The sequence below is a fragment of the uncultured Rothia sp. genome (assembly GCF_963555405.1).
Taxonomy (GTDB): Bacteria; Actinomycetota; Actinomycetes; order Actinomycetales; family Micrococcaceae; genus Rothia.
Window position 1 is genome coordinate 118545 of the sequence record NZ_CAUVVO010000006.1, and the last position, 17552, is coordinate 136096.

Genomic DNA, 17552 nt, shown 5'->3' on the forward strand with positions numbered 1-17552 from the left:
ATGGAGACTTCGATGGTTACTCTCAACGAGAGTGAGCGTGCTGCTGCGGAGGCTGTGTTCGGTGAGCGTCTGCCCCTGGCGGAGCGTTACGTGCAGCACCTGGCGACGACCGGTATTGAGCGCGGTCTGATTGGTCCGCGTGAGGTGCCGCGCCTGTGGGCTCGCCACGTGCTGAACTGTGCCGTGGTGCAGGAGTACATCGCCCCGAACGCTTCGGTGGCTGATGTTGGTTCGGGTGCGGGTCTGCCCGGCCTGTGCCTGGCGATTGCTCGCCCGGACCTGAAGCTGACTCTGATTGAGCCTCTGGAGCGCCGTGTCATCTGGCTGAATGAGGTTGTCGAGGATCTGGGCCTGGAGAACGTGACCGTGCTGCGTTCGCGTGCTGAGCAGGCTGTGGGCACTGTTGAGGCTGATGTGGTGACTGCGCGTGCTGTGTCCGCCCTGGTGGGTCTGCTGGACATTACCCTGCCGATTCTGCGCGGCAACGGCGAGCTTCTGGCTCTGAAGGGTCGTAGCGCCGCTGAGGAGATTACTAAGGCGAAGAAGAAGCTGAACCGCTACGGTGCGCGTGAGACTGAGATTCTCACCGCCGGTGGCAACCTGCTGGAGGAGCCGACGACGGTGGTTCGAGTTCGTCTCTAAAGGCTTTGTCCTGAGTGGGCGGTACCGCAATGAGCTAGTGAATATGCTGGCTTGTGCGGTACCGCCCATTTTTTGTGCGCAGGTTTGATGGGCATGTTGAGTGTGTGTATCCGCAGAGTACATAGAATGACCTCTCGCGTGGAGTATTGACCTGATGCCGGGTACCCTTAAGGAAGGATTGAAACCTTAGACTCTTCTGCATCAAAGCCTGATAATTCAGTGAGGGCGCCGAGTCCTTCAGAGACCAGGCAGGCATCACCAATGTTTCACGTGAAACATTGCAGGCTTCAGCACCTTACGGAGTATGTTTCACGTGAAACATGCCGGGAATAGGTAGCGGCAGGGGAGCGGGGAAGTAGACCCTCCTCGCACGTGAACATTTCGGAACATCACGCCAAGCGAGGCGCCAGAAGAAGCATCACTGTAGACACACCACCCGGAATATGGAAGGCACCCGATGACTCCTCAAGCTCAGAAATCTGTTGCAGATTTGCTCCCTAAGCCTGTGCATACGCGTGTCTTCACCGTGTCGAATCAGAAGGGTGGCGTGGGTAAAACCAGCACCGCCGTGAACCTCGCCGCTGCGCTCGCGGAGGCTGGACTCAACGTTCTGGTCATCGACAACGATCCGCAGGGTAACGCCTCAACCGCACTGGGCATTGAGCACGGCGTGGATGTCCCCAGTGTCTACAATGTCCTGATTGAAGATAAGCCGCTTTCTGAGATTGTTCAGGAATGCCCCGACATGCCCGGCCTATTCTGTGCCCCCGCCAATATCGATCTTGCGGGCGCGGAGATTGAACTGGTCTCCCTGGTTGCTCGCGAGACCCGCCTCAAGAACGCCCTCATGGACTACACCGAGTGGCGCGAGAAGCGGGGCATGGAGCGCCTGGATTACGTTTTCATTGACTGCCCGCCGAGCCTCGGCCTGCTGACTGTCAACGCCTTTGTTGCGGCGGAAGAGATTCTGATTCCGATTCAGTGCGAGTACTATGCACTGGAAGGTCTGAGTCAGCTGCTGAAGAATATTCAGATGATTCAGAAGCACCTGAACTCTAAGTTGCGCATCAGCACGATTCTGCTGACCATGTACGATGCTCGCACCAACCTAGCGTTCCAGGTGGCGGAGGAGGTTCGTGAGCACTTCCCGGAGGAGACTCTGGGTGTGAAGATTCCTCGCTCGGTGCGTATCTCTGAGGCACCCAGTTATCAGCAGACTGTCATCACCTACGACTCGTCGTCGACCGGCGCTCGCGCCTACCGCGAGGCGGCACAGGAACTCTCACGCCGATCTGCATAATCTAAATCTTTTGAATGAGCCCTTTTGAATTGTCTTTCGATGATTCAAAAGGGCTCATTGTGTGCGGTATTTTCTAGGTAAAATCTTCAAAAACATCCTTAGCGCATTAATTTTTAAAAATAATGCGGATTGTGTGCCGCACAATTTCTGCTCCTGCTCTCGAGTGCTTATTTCGTTTACACTAGATGAAGAAGAAAAAATGAGCGGGCTCGTCCGGGAGTCCTAAGGAGTAACGATGGCTGAAAAGCGACGCGGCTTGGGTCGTGGCCTGGGGGCGCTGATCCCTCAGAGTACGAAGAATTCTGGTAATGCTGAGGCGAAGGCATCCGAAAATACTGCTGCAGTAAAGACTGCACCCAAGAAAGTCTCTGCTCCGATTGAAGAGCCGATGACTGACGGCCTCTTCGAAATGGCTCACGAGGCCAAGCCGGAGAAGCACCGTAAGAGCACTAAGACCGAGGCTGTAGAAGCTAAGCCTGCTGACTCTGCACCCGCTCAGGAAAAGCCTGCTCCCGCCGAGAAAGCAGAAGAAAAGGTAGAAACCCCCGCCTCCTCGCAGGATGTTTCACGTGAAACATCGAAGAAGAAGTCCCGCGTGGACATGGGAGCGGCGCTTCGCAACACCACCCTGACCCGTCGCCCGGTGGACTTCTTCTTTGGTGAAGACGTCTCCACTCCGCAGTCCGCTTCCGAGGGGCAGAGCGGCCTGGTTCCGGTTCCCGGTGCCCAGTTCGCCGAGCTGAATGTTCGCGATATTCACCCGAACCGCAAGCAGCCCCGTACCGATTTTGATGAGCAGGACATGGAGGAGCTCATCCACTCGGTGCGTGAGATTGGTGTTCTGCAGCCGATTGTCGTGCGTCCCTCGCGCGAAAACGGTGCCGAAAAGTATGAGCTGGTTATGGGTGAGCGCCGCTGGCGTGCGACCCAGGCGGCTGGTCTGACCACTATCCCCGCGATTGTTCGTGAGACTGAAGACAGCGACCTGCTCCGTGACGCCCTGCTGGAGAACCTGCACCGCAGTCAGCTGAACCCCATTGAAGAGGCGGCGGCATACCAGCAGCTCATGGAGGAGTTTGATACCACTCAGGAGCAGCTGGCTAAGCGTATTGGTCGTTCTCGTCCCCAGATTTCGAATACGATTCGTCTGCTGAAGTTGCCGGCTCTGGTGCAGCGTCGCGTTGCGGCGGGTATTCTCTCCGCCGGTCACGCGCGTGCTCTGCTGGCTCTGACCGATCAGGCGCAGATTGAGACTCTCGCACAGAAGATTGTGAATGAGGGCCTGTCGGTTCGTGCAACCGAGGAGTTGGTGAACCACGCATCCGGCGCCACGGAGGTGAAGGAGCGTAAGGCTCCTCAGCCTCAGAAGCACCGTGAGCGCCTGGACTATATTGCGGAGGCTTTCGCGGATAAGCTCGATACCTCGGTGAAAATTTCGCTGGGTGCCCGCAAGGGTAAGATGACCATCGAGTTTGCGAATGTCGAGGATTTGAACCGCATTATCCGTGTTCTGGATTCTGATTTCTCCGGCTAAATTTTCACATAAATAACGTTTAGCAACTGAATCTAGTTGCATACACAAAAACCCTCGGTGATGTTTCACGTGAAACATCACCGAGGGTTTTTCTCTAACTTCTCGAAAGATTAGCCCAGGTGCTCGGAGAACTCAGCCAGCAGAGCGGACTTGGTCTTGGCGCCTACGGTCTTCTTGACGACCTCGCCACCCTTGAAAAGGTAGATAGCGGGAATGGAGGTAATGCCGTACTTCATGGCGGTATCGCCACTAGCCTCAACATCCACCTTGACCACGTCAACCTGACCGGCGTACTCGCCAGCGATCTCGTCAATCACGGGGCCAACCATGCGGCAGGGGCCGCACCATTCAGCCCAGAAATCTACGATAACGGGCTTGTCGTTCTTCAGGACCAGTTCGTCGAAGGTGGCGTCAGTTGCCTGCTGTGCACTGCTCACGGAGTGCTCCTTTCTGACACGGGGCGGATTCCCCAGCGAGTAATACGAATAGTTTAGAGGTTTTCAAGGTAGTGCTGCGCGTCCAGAGCGGCAACAGCACCGGAACCAGCAGCAATAATTGCCTGGCGGTAGGTCGGGTCAATCACGTCACCGGCAGCGAAAACGCCGGGAACGGAAGTCTTCGAGGAACGACCCTGAACCGCGATGGTGTGGTTCTCGGTAATCTCCAGCTGATCGCGCACGAGCTCCACGCGAGGATCGGAGCCAATAGCGATGAACAGGCCCTGAACAGCCAGCTGGCGCTCCGAGCCGTCCTTGGTGTTGGTCAGGGTAATCGACTCGAGGTTGCTCTCACCGTGAACTGCGGTAACAGCCGAATCCCAGACAACCTCAATCTTCGGATTGTTGAATGCACGGGTCTGCATGATTTCAGAGGCGCGGAACGAATCGCGGCGGTGCACCAGGTACACCTTGGATGCGAAGGTCGTCAGGAACAGTGCCTCCTCCAGTGCGGAGTCGCCACCGCCGACCACGGCGATTTCCTTGTCCTTGAAGAAGAAACCATCGCAGGTCGCGCACCAGGAGACGCCGTAACCGGAGAGTCGGTCCTCGCCCTCAATGTTGAGCTTACGCACCTGAGAGCCGGTGGTCATGATGACGGTCTTTGCCAGGTGAACGGCACCGTCGGCGGTGTAGACCTTCTTCACGTCGCCGGTGAGTTCGACCTTTTCCACGTCCTGGTAGCGGATGTCAGTGCCGAAACGCTCAGCCTGCTGGCCGATGTTCTCCATCAGCTCGGGGCCCTGAATGCCCTGAATGAAGCCGGGGAAGTTCTCGACCTCGGTGGTGTTCATGAGGGAGCCGCCGGGTGCCAGGGAGCTGGCGAAGAGGACGGGCTTTAGCTCGGCGCGCGCCGCGTAGATTGCCGCGGTGTAGCCGGCGGGGCCGGAGCCCACAATAATGACGTTGTGGACGGTTGCGTCGGCCTCAACCTCTGCTGCCGGTGCCGCCTCGGTGGCGGGTGCGGATGCGAGGTTCAGGTTGCCCAGGGCGGCGCCTCCGAAGAGGCCTCCCAGATTCTCAGTCATCAGATATGTCTTTCGTTGTAGGTCTTTCGTTATGCCCCTATAACAGGGCTTTACCCTCGATTATTCCATCTTGGGGGACCCTTAGCCAGATACTCCGCCCACTGTGAATCTTCGGGTAGTAACCCTGCCATAAAGAGTCATAAATGGACATCAAAAGGGCGGGGCTTCCGAACTCAGTAAGTTCAGAAGCCCCGCCCTTGTGTCTGGGGTGCGAGCGCCCTGCCGGCGTCGCTTTATGGGGTGATTAGTCCACCTTGATTTCGTTGATGCGCAGACCGTAACTCCAGTTTCCAATGGGCAGGGAGAGGCGGGGCAGCTCGTTGACCACGATAATCACGTAGGCGCCCTTTTCTGCGCTCTGCTTGGAGGTGTCCAGGGTGACGACCGCATCCTTACCTTCGAAGGTGCCCTTGCCGACCTCAACTGCGCCGCTCAGCGATGCGGAGCTGTTGGTGTAGACGGTGAAGGAGCCGCCGGTGCCGGTGGTCTGCTGGATGGTCAGCTTGGAGACGACGGTGGGGGTCTGTAGCTTCAGTGCCAGGCCGAATTCCTTGATGGTGCCGGCGTAGTTGGCGGTGCCGAAGCCGTAGCTGATCCATGCGGTGTTGGCGTTACCGTCGGTCAGGTTCGGGATGAGGGTGTCCATGTCGTTCATGAACGTGGGGTTCGAGGGCACGAAGCGAGCCACGGACGCGATCTTCGCCGGTGCGTTCGATGCCTTAGCGGTCGGGGATGCCGATGCGCTGGCGTTTGCCGCAGCCGATTCGGAGGCGGACATAGAGGACTTGGGGGTGTGCGGTGCGGCTGCCTGGTTGGAGCCGATTGCGCCCAGGGAGGTGAGGATACCGCCTGCGACGATGACGAGCAGCAGGACTGCTGCCAGGGCGACGGCCCAGGTGCCGCGGCTGCCGTCTTCTTCGTCTTCGTCATCTTCGTAGATGCTGGTGGGTTCGGAGTACGCGGTGACGGCGGTGCCGTCGGATGCGTTCCAGTTCTTGGCGGCGGTGATGCTCTCCTGGTTGGCGGTGGAGGTGGAGACCTTCTCGTAGGTGTTGGGGGAGCTGCCGCTTTCGGAGTCGCCGAAGATTTCGGTGCCCAGCGCGTCTTCTGCGTTGGAGAGTGCGTGGTTTTCGACCAGCAGGGTGTCCAGCAGGGTGTCGGGGCGGGTGTGGGAGGTGACGAGGTAGCGGCTACCTTCGGGGGTGATGCCCAGGTCGAGGATTTGGATGTTGCCGCGTGCGTTGGTTGCGAGCGCGCGGGAGTTTGCTTCCAGCAGTGCGCTGCGGCTGGGCGATGCGACGACGACCGAGACCTTACGGTTGAGAATCTGGTCGGTGCCTTCAAGCACCATGTCGGATTCTGCCGTAATGATGATGTGTGCGGTGATCTCGTAGCGGCCTCCGAGGACCGATCCGACCGGAATCTGTTGCGACAACGTGTTCTCCCGAGGTGGTTTCATAGTGCCTGCCGTGTGGCGGGCCCTGACTATTAGATTCTACCCGGCATTGAAGGATGCTGGGGCTGAGTGATAGTTTGTGGCGTCCGGGTGGCTGCCTGTGTCCTCTGCGGGCCCGGTGTGGGGTGCGGTGGGTGCACGGGCAGCTACCCGGGTTGGGCGTTGTGTGCTGCTTTAGCGGCGGGCAAAACGCTCAAGTTTGGAGGTGAGGGGTGCCAGTAGTGCGTTGGCTTCCTTGACGCGGAAGATTTGTATACCGGCGAGGTATGCCAGTCCCATGACGGTGCCGCATACGGCGAGGGTGATGATTGCGGTGATCTTGGAGGCCCAGGCGAATCCGTCGAGCTGGTAGCCGCCGAGCAGCCAGAGCGCGATGGCGGCGATGCCGCCAGCGAAGAGGGATGCGAGGGTGGTGCGTGCGTAGGTGCTGACGATGCCTCGCTGGCCGTAGTAGCCGAGGCGGCGGCGGACCATGTGGTGGCTGATGAACATGATCAGCACGTTGTGCACCGGGTAGATGAGCGCGAGCATGTACACGGTGTACTGGGCGTCGAGCAGGGATGCTGCGAAGCTCATGATGACCATGATGATGGCGGAGTACACCTGGATGCGGAAGGGGGTGCGTGCGTCTTCGCGGGCGTAGAGTACGCGGCTGTAGAGGTAGTTGATGGTGAGGGTGGGTGTGCCGAGCGCGGTGATGACGATGAGCTTGGCGATGATAGTTGCTGCGATGGGGTCGCCGCCGCTGAAGAGTACGGCGATGGGGCCTGCGAGCACCATGAGTGCGACCATGCAGAAGACAGTGGCTACGGCTGCGTTGCGCAGGCCGTGGGAGAGCGCGTAGATGACGCTGTCGCTGTCGTCAGCGATGGCGGAGGCGCTCATGCGGTTGAAGAGCACGGTGGCGATGGAGATGCCGATGACGCCGTGCGGCAGCATGTACAGCATGGAGGCGTAGTTGAGTGCCTGCAGACCCGGAATCTGGATGCCCATGGCGGCGTAGTGTTCGCGCTGGCCGACGATGCCGGCGGCGACCTTGGTCATGTAGAGGAACGCGAGGTTGGAGATGATGCCGGAGGCGAGGGTCCAGGCGGCGAGCTTGGAGGCTGCGCGCAGGCCGATGCCGCGCCATGCGAAGTCGGGCTTGAGGCGCAGGCCGAGCTTGCGTAGGGGGATGAACAGGACGAGTGCCTGCATGATGACGCCGAAGGTGGAGGAGCCAGCCAGCACGAGGGTCTGGGCGTTGGTCCAGGATTCTACGGTGTGAATCGGATGGGGGTTGGGGGTCTGTGCGCCGAAGAGGAAGATGAAGAGGAATAGCGACAGGATGGTGATGACGTTGTTGAGTACGGGCGACCACATGTAGGCGCCGAATGCGTCTTTGGCGTTGAGGACCTGTCCGATGACGGTGTAGAGGCCGTAGAAGAAGATTTGGGGTAGGCACCAGAGGGAGAAGATGAAGCCGAGCTGTCGTTGTTCGGGGCTCCATCCTGAGCCCATGATGCTGATGATGGGCCAGGCGCAGGCGACGGTGATGATGGTGATGAGGCCGATTGCGGTGACGGTGAGGGTGACGAGTTTGGAGATGTATCGTGCGCCGCCGTCTTGTGCTTTGGCTGCCTTGATGATCTGCGGTACGAGGACTGCGTTGAAGACGCCGCCCGCGACAAGCACGTAGATGAGGTTGGGTAGGGTGTTGGCGGTTTCGAAGACGTCGCCGACGGTTGAGAGTGAGCCGATGGCTACGGTGAGCAGGATGGTCTTGACGAATCCGAGGATGCGCGAGACGAGGGTGCCTGCTGCCATGATTGCGCTTGAGCGGGCGTCATTACGTGCCACGTATGTCTCTCCTGTTTCGGCGGGTGATTGCTTCTTTTAGTTTTTGGGGCTCTATTTAACGGGTGTTTAGAGCTGGGTGGTGATGTATTCGCGCGCGCTACGGGCGATGTGTTGCTCGTTGGCGAATGAGAGGCGGGTGGGGAGCTCTTCGAGGGGGACCCATGCGACGTCGATTGCTTCGTGGTCGGGGTCGTTGTCGATGCTCAGTTCGCCGCCGGTTGCTGCGAAGAGGTAGTGGTGCACGGTTTTGTGGATGCGCGTGCCGTTGGAGGTGAACCAGTAGGCGATGGTGCCGAGGGAGGCTACGGGGTAGCCGGTGATTCCGGTTTCTTCGCTGATTTCGCGTTGTGCGGCTTCGACGGTGGTTTCGCCGTGTTCGATGTGGCCTTTGGGTAGGCACCATTCGCGTTGTCCGTTGCGGTTGATGCGGGCGATGATGGCTACGGGTAGCTGTTCGGGTCGGTCAAAGTCGATGATGAGCCCGCCTGCGGAGACTTCTTCGGGGGCGGGTACCGCTCGCGCGGGCGCGGTGAAGCGCGTTTTGGGGGCGCGGGGTACGGGAATGCTCATGGTTCTACCTTAACCGATATGTGAGGGTTTGTGTGTCTCGGTTTGGGGTGAGATAGCTGTCTTTGGTGGGGTGTTGTGGGTGTGGGGTGGGCGCGTGGGTGGTTTTTCTGGCACGATTAAAGGATTATGTCGCTGTTTATTGATGTTGTGTCGAAGTACCCGGATGCCGCCGAGCTGGGAGAACTGTACCGTGCGGCGGGTTTTGAGCTGTACTTGGTGGGCGGTATTGTCCGCGACAACCTGCTGGATGACGGCGGCCATTTCACCGATTTTGATTTGACGACGGACGCCACCCCTGAGCAGAGCGAGCAGATTTTGCGCGCGTGGGGTGAGCACACGTGGGATATCGGCAAGGAGTACGGCACGATTAGCGCCCGTAAGAATGGCGTGGTGTACGAGGTGACGACTTACCGTGCCGAGGTGTACGTGTCCGATTCGCGGAAGCCGACGGTGCAGTTCGGTACCGATTTGAGCGCCGACCTGGTGCGTCGCGATTTCACGATTAACGCGATGGCCGCGGCTTTGCCGAGCGGCGAGGTGGTTGATCTTTTCGGCGGCGTGGAGGATTTGCGTGAGGGCGTTCTGCGTACTCCGCGCTCGCCGCAGGAGTCTTTTTCTGAGGATCCGCTGCGTATGATGCGTGCGGCTCGTTTTGCTGCGCGTTTTAATCTTGAGGTTGCCCCGGAGGTTTTCGAGGCGATGCGCGAGATGGCTGGCCGTATTGAGATTATTTCGGCTGAGCGTGTGCGTGATGAGCTGGTGAAGCTGATTGAGGCGGATTATCCGCGGGTGGGTTTGAACCTGCTGGTGGATACGGGTCTGGCGGATTATGTGTTGCCGGAGCTTCCTGCGTTGCGTATGGAGATGGATCCGGCGCATCACCATAAGGATGTGTATGCGCATTCGTTGAAGGTGATGGAGCAGGCGATGGAGAAGGAGACGGGCGAGGATGGCCCGTGCCCGGCTCCTGATTTTATTCTGCGTTTTGCGGCGTTGATGCACGATATTGGTAAGCCGAAGACTCGTAAGTTTGAGAAGGACGGCTCTGTCTCGTTCCTGCACCATGAGGTGGTGGGCGCGAAGATGGTGAAGAAGCGTATGCGCGCCCTGCGTTTCGATAATGACACGATTAAGGCTGTGGCTCGTCTGGTGGAGCTGCACATGCGGTTCTATGGTTACCGTGAGTCGGGTTGGACTGATTCTGCGGTGCGCCGTTATGTGCGTGATGCGGGCGATCAGTTGGAGCGTCTGCATCGTGTGTCCCGTTCCGATGTGACGACTCGTAATCGTCGCCTGTCGCGCTCGCTGGCTGAGGCGTATGACGATTTGGAGCGTCGTATTGCCGAGTTGGCTGCTCAGGAGGAGCTGGATGCGATCCGCCCGGATCTGGATGGCGGTCAGATTATGCAGATTCTTGGTATTGCGCCGGGCCCGGTGGTGGGTGAGGCGTATAAGTTCTTGTTGAATTTGCGTCTGGATGAGGGTTCGCTTCCTGAGGAGGAGGCGAAGGCTCGTCTTTTGCAGTGGTGGGAGCAGCGTCGCCAGGCGTAGCTTCTGCGGTTTTTCGGTGCCGCATCGCATGGTTGAGCTCACGCGGTGCGGTACTGTTCTATCTGCTTTTTCTCGTGTATTGTTAAGAAATCTATGCGTGTTCCCCACCCGGTGTGCTTCACGTGTAGAGCACAATGAATCTCCTGCTATGGAAATCCCATAGCCGTTTAGCCCAAAGGAGGGGTTTAATCATGCGTGCATATGAACTGATGGTTATCCTCAGCCCCGAGGTTGAGGACCGTGCGGTTGAGCCGTCGCTGTCCAAGTTCCTCGAGATCGTGACCAACGAGGGTGGTTCCATCGACAACGTCGATATCTGGGGCCGTCGTCGCCTGGCTTACGAGATCCAGAAGAAGTCTGAGGGTATCTACGCAGTGGTGAACTTCACCTCTACCCCCGAGACCGCAGCTGAGCTCGATCGTGTTCTGAACCTGAACGAGTCCGTCATGCGTACCAAGATCATCCGCCCGGAGGATCAGAAGATCTCCAGCAAGTAGTTGTTTCTTGCCGGTCGGCTGACCCCCTAAAAATGTCAGGGGGTTGCGCTGTACTGGATTCAACATACTTGTAACTCTTATCGAGGAGGCATCAAATGGCAGGCGATACCGTTATTACCGTTATTGGTAATCTGACTGGCGATCCGGAGCTTCGTTACACCCCTGCGGGTGCGGCGGTTGCTAATTTCACGATCGCATCGACTCCGCGTACTTTTAACCGCCAGACGAACCAGTGGGAGGATGGGGAGACCCTGTTCCTGCGTGCGTCGGTGTGGCGTGGTTACGCTGAGAATGTTGCAGAGACTCTGAAGAAGGGTACTCAGGTTATCGCGCAGGGCCGTCTGAAGTCTCGCTCGTACGAGACCAAGGAAGGCGAGCGTCGTACTTCGTTTGAGCTTGAGGTCGAGGAGATCGGCCCGACTCTGCGTTTTGCTACTGCTCAGGTGACTCGCGCACAGCGTTCTGCCGGAGGTAATAACTTCGGTGGCGGTGCGCAGGGTGGCTTTGGCGGTGGCGCTGGGTACAACGCTGCTGCTCAGGGCGGTTTCTCCGCTCCTCAGCAGAACAATTTTGCGGCTCCCCAGGGTAATGGTTACTCTGGCCAGTCTGGCTACTCCGCTCCGGCTGCTCCGGCGGCCCCCGCAGCTCCTGCTGCTGATCCGTGGAGTTCTCAGTCTGGTGGTAACTATGATTGGGGTAGCGGCGCCGACGACGAACCTCCGTTCTAAGCCGGTTTCGTTTTCCGAATAGTAATTTATCAATCCATCCCGCGGTTATCCGCCGCGGGCTCCCAACTCTAAGGAGCACCACGATGGCTAAGGCTGAAATCCGTAAGCCCAAACCCAAGCAGAACCCCCTCAAGGCTGCTGACGTCACCGTTATCGACTACAAGGACGTCGCACTTCTGCGCAAGTTCATCTCCGACCGCGGCAAGATCCGCGCTCGCCGCGTGACTGGCGTGACCGTTCAGGAGCAGCGCAAGATCGCTCAGGCTATTAAGAACGCCCGCGAAGTTGCACTGCTGCCCTACTCCGGCGCTGGCCGCTAAAGAGAAGGAGAGACAGTAACATGGCTAAGATCATTCTGACTCAGGAAGTTTCCGGCCTCGGTGCAGCTGGCGATGTTGTCACCGTTAAGGACGGTTACGCACGTAACTACCTGCTGCCCCGCGGCTTCGCCGTGACCTGGACCCAGGGTGGCGAGAAGCAGGTTGAGTCCATCCGCGCCGCTCGTGCGGCTCGTGCCAAGGCTTCTCTGGAAGAGGCTCAGGCAATTGCTGCGTCCCTGGCTGCTAAGCCGGTTGTCGTTGCACACAAGGCTGGCGCTGACGGCCGCCTGTTCGGTACCGTCAAGGCTGAGGCTATTGCTGAGGCTATTGAGGCTGCTGGCATTGGCTCCGTTGACAAGCGCACCATCCACCTGGGTTCCGCTATCAAGCGCACCGGTGAGTACAAGGTGACTGTCCGCCTGCACGCTGACGTTGTTGCTAACGTTGTCCTGGACGTCGTTGCTGCTGCGTAAGTAGATTTTTAGATATTTGACGCTGAGGCTTTGAAGCTTCGGTGTTGAGTGTTGGACGGGGTGCCCCTCTTCGTGAGGGGCACCCCGTTTGTTGTATCCGTAGCTGTGTCGTGGTGACGCTCGTTCCGGTGCATGTTTCACGTGAAACATTGTTTTTGGGAGGTTGAGAATAGGGGTTGGGCGGCAGAAGGATTGGTGGTTGGAGCGGTTGCGACTGCGGGGTAGGCTAAATGACCCCGTAGACTGGTATACATGGCTCGATCTTTTTCTCGTTTGTCTTCTAGCGCTCAGCTTCTGTGCATAGGTGTGGTGCTGGAGTGCGTCAATTTGCTGCTGTGCGTTCTAGCAGTTATCCCATTTGCGGACGCTAATGTCGCTACTGCTCTTCTGCTTCTTTTGCTGGTGGTTGGCGGCCTTGCCTCCAGCATTGCTCTGGTGTGTGCACTGGTGGGTCTGGTGAAGTTCCGCCAGTACCGCGTGGCTAATATTTGCCTGGCGGTTATATCTGTAGTCGCTAATCCGCTGGTGCTGCTTGGGCTGTATATGGCGGCTTATTAGCCCGGTTTGAGGCTCGCAAACTGCACAATATCAAAGCTCTCAGGGTTCTGTTGGTTTTCTCCCAGCTTGTTTCCAGCGAAATTCAATCCTCCCATAAGGTTGGGGGTGTTTACTATAAGTGTTGGTTCGAGAGGACTGCGATGTGAATGTGTGTGTTTCGTGTAGCGGGGTCGCCCGCTAGCGAAAGAAGGATGGCAAGGCAAAAGCGCCTTGCCTTTCTTCTTTTAATGCGGCATATAGTTTCCGCGTGAAATCCTGGGTGCTGCGCCTCGATTCTGAGGAAAAATCTATTCCCAGGTTTCTTACAGCTTTAACCTACAGGGAATAAAGGTTTACGCGTAATACTTTATATAGATGGTTCGAGAGGGCCATCAGAAAGTTGGACTTTCCTTGCGGAAGTGGCTCTGATTTTCGTATGTATGTGTGTGTGATGAGACTGGGGTTGGATCGAGAGGTCCAACTCCAGTTTCTGTTTAACCCCTGAGTTTTGCGGGAGTGGCAACTGGAGACGACAACGGCGTTAGGGCATGCCGTAACCGTGGTGCACTGTAATAAAGGGCAACCATACTTCTACATAACGTCATATTTCCTTTCCTGTGGGTGGCGGGTCTAGAATTAGGGAAGATAAATTTTGCATATTAAATACAAGTATTGAGGAGTTGTCTCCCGTGTCTAAGACCCCTTCCGTTCCCGGTACCGACCGCCCCGCCGAAAAGGCTGCAGGCCACTGGTTGCTCGCCCAGCTGGGCAAGAAGGTTTTGCGCCCCGGCGGCCGCGAGACCACCAACTGGCTGCTGGCTCGTGCCCTGGGCGGCGACATTGACGTCGTGGAGTTTGCGCCGGGCCTGGGCATTACCGCCCTGGAAATTGTGAAGCGTTCCCCCAAGAGCTACACCGGTGTGGATCTTGATCCCAAGGCTGCTGAAATCGTGACCGAGCGTATTGGCGCCGCAACTAAGCCGAACTATCGTGTGGTGAACGCTAGCGCCCAGGAGACCGGTCTGCCCTCGGAGAGCTACGATGCCGTGGTGGGCGAGGCGATGCTGACCATGCAGACCGATAAGCACAAGCTGGAGATTATGCGTGAGGCGGCCCGCCTGCTGCGTCCGGGTGGCTACTACGCTATTCACGAGATGTCGCTGGTTCCCGATTACCTGCGTCCTGAGCTGAAGGAAGAGATTCAGAAGGAATTGGCGCGCACTATTCGCGTGAATGCCCGCCCGTTGACTGTTGCCGAGTGGACTGCTCTGGCGGAAGAGGCAGGCTTTGAGGTGCTGGATGTGTACCAGACCGATATGGCTCTGCTGGAGCCTAAGCGTCTGCTGGCGGATGAAGGTCCCGCCGGCGTTGCGAAGATTGCGTTCAACCTAGCGCGTAAGCCGCAGATTCGTGAGCGCGTGCTGGGTATGCGCGGCGTGTTCCGCCGCCACGCGGACCACATTGGCGCTATCGGTCTGGTTCTGCGTAAGAAGTAAGACAGACTCACACCGCAAAACTCACGCAGTGAAACGGAGCCTCAGTATTCCTCGCTATCCGGGGGAATACTGAGGCTCCGTTTTACACTGAGGTGTATGAGCCGCGATGTAGGAGCCGCAGAACCGGCTCAGTCATGTGTGCGCCTCCCGGAGATTGTTATGAGCCGTATTCTTTTCTCTCCCGAAAGCTTTAATATGGGTGAAACCACGCGCTGTATCGAGATAGCGCGTGCAGCTCAGGAGCGAAGTCATACGGTCTTATTCCACGTGTATTCCCCCAAGTACCTGGGACTGCTGGAAAACGCGGGGTTGCCCGTGCATCTTCGCGAACCGATTATGAGCGATGCTGAGGCTGAGCAGATTATGGCGCTGGATCAGGGCAGAGGAGTGCGGCATCCTTTTACGACCGATATGGTGCGCCAAAGGGTTGCCGCTGAGCTTGTGGCTATTCGTGACTTTAGCGCGGATGCTGTGGTGATTGGTTCTAACCTGACAATGCTGCTGTCGGCGCGTATTGCGGGTGTCCCTATTTTCTATGCGCGCCCGTACGCGTACTCGTCGACGTATTTTTCGAAGAAGCCTGCAGCCGGCGAGCTTGCAGCGCCGGGGTGGTTGCGGGCGGTGGCGCGGGTGTTTTCGTATAAGCCGGCTTCTTTTACACGTGTGGCTCGTGAGCATGAGCTGAGGCTTCCTCGCCGTACCGTGGATATGCTCAGCGCCGATGTGAACCTTATCTGTTCTCTGTTTACGCAGTTGCGCGGCGACTCGTTGGTAGAGCCGGACGTTAGTGTGGGTCCTATCTATTACCGTGCGCCCGGTGAGCTACCGCAGATTGTTCTCGAACCGAGAGAGCGGCCACTGGTCTACGTGGGAATGGGTTCCTCAGGGTCTGCAGATATTTTGGCGCAGGTGCTACGGCAGCTGTCAGCTGCTCCGGTGGATGTGCTGGTCGGCGGCGGTGTACAGCTCTCGGAGGTGCAGACCCGCCTACTGGGCGATAACATCCACTTTGCGGGGACCGTTCCGGCTCATCTGCTTGCCGGTCATATTGACGCCTCGATGACCCACGGCGGTGAGGGAACGGTGCAGACGGCGTGCCTGGCGGGTGTGCCGTTTGCGGGTATTGCGATGCAGGCTGAGCAGAGCTGGAATATTGAGGAGTGCGTGCGCTACGGTAACGCCCTGCGTTTTACGAAGAATGATGTGCGCCGCGGCAATGTGCGCGATATTCTGGACCGCTTGCTCAGCGATGAGGGTCTGCGCACCAGGGCACGGCAGCTTGGCGAGGCGATGCGCACCATGGATGGTGCAGCGCTCGCTGTTGAGAAGATTGAGGATTATCTCCGCAGTCCGCGATAGGCGTGTATGGGTTTCGCGTGGACCTTCGTGAGAAACTAGCATAGGAGTTCTGCAGAAGTTGTTTCTGGAACGTCGTAGATATCGGATTGAAACGCGAGGATAAGCATGTCTGAAACTGCCATTGATTATGGTTCCCGCACTATGCCTCATGATGATGTGGCTGAGCAGTCGGTGCTCGGTGGCATGCTGCTGTCGAAGGACGCTATTGCGGATGTGGTTGAGAGCCTGCGTGCCTCTGATTTCTATAAGCCGGCGCACGAGACGATTTATGAGGCGATTCTTTCTCTCTACGGTCACGGTAGCCCTGCGGATGCGATTACGGTTGCTGATGAGCTGAAGAAGCGTGGCGAGCTGACTCGTGTGGGTGGCGCGTCCTATATTCATACGCTGATTGCTTCGGTTCCGACTGCTGCTAACGCTCAGTATTACGCTGAGATTGTTAAGGAGCACGCGATTATGCGCCGCCTGATTGAGGCGGGTACGAAGATTGCTCAGCTGGGTTACGCCAATGAGACTGAGGTCGATACTTTGGTGGATCAGGCGCAGGCTGAGATTTATGCGGTGACTGATGGTAACGCGAAGGAAGACTATGTGTCTTTCTCTGAGGCGTTGGAGGAGACCATCAATGAGATTGATGCGAACTCGAACCGCCCGGATGGCGTGTACGGTGTGCCGACTGACTTTATTGAGTTTGATGAGCTGACCGGTGGTCTGCATGGCGGCCAGATGATTGTTATTGCGGCTCGTCCGGGTGTGGGTAAGTCGACTCTGGCTTTGGATATTGCTCGTTCTGCTGCTATTCATCATCAGATGACGACTGTGTTCTTCTCTCTGGAGATGAGCCGTACTGAGTTGGCGATGCGTATTCTCTCTGCGGAGGGCAAGATTTCGATGGGTCGCTTGAAGAAGGGTGACCTGGATACTGAAGGTTGGACGAACCTGGCGACTCTGCAGGGCCGTATTGATTCTGCTCCTCTCTTTATTGATGATTCGCCGAATATGACTCTGATGGAGATTCGCGCGAAGTGTCGTCGTCTGAAGCAGCGTAATGATTTGAAGCTTGTGGTGCTGGACTACCTGCAGCTGATGAGTTCGGGTAAGAAGGTTGAGTCGCGTCAGCAGGAGGTTTCGGAGTTCTCTCGTAGCCTGAAGCTGTTGGCTAAGGAGCTGGATGTTCCGGTGATTGCGCTGTCGCAGCTGAACCGTGGTTCAGAGCAGCGTACCGATAAGCGTCCGATGGTTTCGGATCTGCGTGAGTCTGGTTCTATTGAGCAGGATGCGGATATGGTGATTCTGCTGCATCGTGAGGATATGTATAACCCGGATAGCGAACGCGTGGGTGAGGCGGACATGATTATTGCTAAGCACCGTGGTGGTCCGACTCGTACTATCCCTCTGGCGTTTAGCGGTAAGTACTCGCGCTTCAACAATATGGCGAATGAGGCTCCTCCCCAGTACTAAGCAGCCCAGCACTAAGCGTTACTAAGCTTCAGCACTCTGTAGCTGTGCCCCTCTTCTTCTGTTCCTTTCGGGATGGAAGGGGAGGGGCTTTCTGTATCTATCGGTGAGGTAGTGGTGTGTGGGAGGTAGGAATCAGGGGCTGCTGAGAGGGCTCTAGAGGGCTTTCACTGGGCTTTCTTCGAGGGTTTGAGTGGTTTCTTCTGCGTTTATGAGGTTTTTTGGAAGTTTTTTGAAGATTTTTTGGCATCCTTAAAACACTCTGAC

At 57.5% G+C, this 17552-nt stretch carries 17 protein-coding genes; 12 read left to right on the top strand and 5 right to left on the bottom strand.

Features of this window, described 5'->3' with window-relative positions; all coding sequences use genetic code 11:
* The 3 genes from rsmG to RWL87_RS05825 all read left to right on the top strand — a co-directional run bounded on the left by rsmG (nt 1) and on the right by RWL87_RS05825 (nt 3476).
* Nucleotides 1-642, top strand: coding sequence for a 16S rRNA (guanine(527)-N(7))-methyltransferase RsmG (gene rsmG / locus RWL87_RS05815; RefSeq protein ID WP_399534293.1), 642 nt, complete (start codon nt 1-3; stop codon nt 640-642).
* A 457-nt stretch (nt 643-1099) separates the two neighbouring features.
* Complete coding sequence (locus RWL87_RS05820) at nt 1100-1942, top strand: ParA family protein (protein ID WP_313969214.1); 843 nt, start codon at nt 1100-1102, stop codon at nt 1940-1942.
* A 235-nt stretch (nt 1943-2177) separates the two neighbouring features.
* Nucleotides 2178-3476 (top strand): ParB/RepB/Spo0J family partition protein, encoded by a 1299-nt coding sequence (locus tag RWL87_RS05825; RefSeq protein ID WP_313969215.1) that lies wholly within the window; start codon nt 2178-2180, stop codon nt 3474-3476.
* Between the two features lie 110 nt (nt 3477-3586).
* Here the strand turns inward: RWL87_RS05825 and trxA are convergent, their stop codons facing one another.
* The 5 genes from trxA to RWL87_RS05850 form a co-directional block, all read right to left on the bottom strand.
* The gene (trxA, locus tag RWL87_RS05830) at nt 3587-3913 is read right to left on the bottom strand and encodes a thioredoxin (protein WP_049332220.1); all 327 of its coding nucleotides are present in this window, start codon (nt 3911-3913) and stop codon (nt 3587-3589) included.
* Between the two features lie 53 nt (nt 3914-3966).
* Nucleotides 3967-5001, bottom strand: a complete 1035-nt coding sequence (trxB, locus tag RWL87_RS05835; RefSeq protein WP_311448642.1) for a thioredoxin-disulfide reductase — start codon at nt 4999-5001, stop codon at nt 3967-3969.
* A 244-nt stretch (nt 5002-5245) separates the two neighbouring features.
* The gene (locus RWL87_RS05840) at nt 5246-6436 is read right to left on the bottom strand and encodes a serine/threonine protein kinase (RefSeq protein WP_313969216.1); all 1191 of its coding nucleotides are present in this window, start codon (nt 6434-6436) and stop codon (nt 5246-5248) included.
* A gap of 195 nt (nt 6437-6631) precedes the next feature.
* The gene (murJ, locus tag RWL87_RS05845; protein WP_313969217.1) at nt 6632-8296 is read right to left on the bottom strand and encodes a murein biosynthesis integral membrane protein MurJ; all 1665 of its coding nucleotides are present in this window, start codon (nt 8294-8296) and stop codon (nt 6632-6634) included.
* Nucleotides 8297-8362: 66 nt separating this feature from the next.
* Nucleotides 8363-8866 (bottom strand): NUDIX hydrolase, encoded by a 504-nt coding sequence (locus tag RWL87_RS05850; RefSeq protein WP_005504058.1) that lies wholly within the window; start codon nt 8864-8866, stop codon nt 8363-8365.
* 126 nt (nt 8867-8992) lie between these two features.
* On the opposite strand from RWL87_RS05850, the gene RWL87_RS05855 reads away from it, so the two are divergent.
* From RWL87_RS05855 to dnaB, 9 genes are all read left to right on the top strand, one after another.
* Complete coding sequence (locus RWL87_RS05855; RefSeq protein ID WP_313969218.1) at nt 8993-10417, top strand: CCA tRNA nucleotidyltransferase; 1425 nt, start codon at nt 8993-8995, stop codon at nt 10415-10417.
* Nucleotides 10418-10608: 191 nt separating this feature from the next.
* Nucleotides 10609-10914: a 30S ribosomal protein S6 gene (gene rpsF, locus RWL87_RS05860; protein ID WP_070687853.1), complete on the top strand. Its 306-nt coding sequence runs from the start codon at nt 10609-10611 to the stop codon at nt 10912-10914.
* A 95-nt stretch (nt 10915-11009) separates the two neighbouring features.
* Nucleotides 11010-11642 carry a single-stranded DNA-binding protein gene (locus RWL87_RS05865; protein WP_294628797.1) on the top strand — a complete coding sequence of 211 codons (633 nt, stop codon included), beginning with the start codon at nt 11010-11012 and terminating at the stop codon, nt 11640-11642.
* Nucleotides 11643-11725: 83 nt separating this feature from the next.
* Entirely contained in the window at nt 11726-11962 is a 237-nt protein-coding gene (gene rpsR, locus RWL87_RS05870; protein WP_004005948.1) for a 30S ribosomal protein S18, read from the top strand.
* Nucleotides 11963-11982: 20 nt separating this feature from the next.
* Nucleotides 11983-12435 carry a 50S ribosomal protein L9 gene (gene rplI / locus RWL87_RS05875; RefSeq protein WP_005504050.1) on the top strand — a complete coding sequence of 151 codons (453 nt, stop codon included), beginning with the start codon at nt 11983-11985 and terminating at the stop codon, nt 12433-12435.
* 252 nt (nt 12436-12687) lie between these two features.
* The gene (locus RWL87_RS05880; protein ID WP_304269131.1) at nt 12688-12993 is read left to right on the top strand and encodes a hypothetical protein; all 306 of its coding nucleotides are present in this window, start codon (nt 12688-12690) and stop codon (nt 12991-12993) included.
* A 668-nt stretch (nt 12994-13661) separates the two neighbouring features.
* A complete protein-coding gene (locus RWL87_RS05885) occupies nt 13662-14468 on the top strand; it encodes a methyltransferase domain-containing protein (protein ID WP_313969219.1) in 807 nt (268 codons plus the stop codon).
* A gap of 267 nt (nt 14469-14735) precedes the next feature.
* Nucleotides 14736-15827, top strand: coding sequence for a nucleotide disphospho-sugar-binding domain-containing protein (locus tag RWL87_RS05890; protein ID WP_313969220.1), 1092 nt, complete (start codon nt 14736-14738; stop codon nt 15825-15827).
* Nucleotides 15828-15932: 105 nt separating this feature from the next.
* Entirely contained in the window at nt 15933-17288 is a 1356-nt protein-coding gene (gene dnaB / locus RWL87_RS05895) for a replicative DNA helicase (RefSeq protein WP_005504033.1), read from the top strand.
* Nucleotides 17289-17552 lie beyond the last annotated feature (264 nt).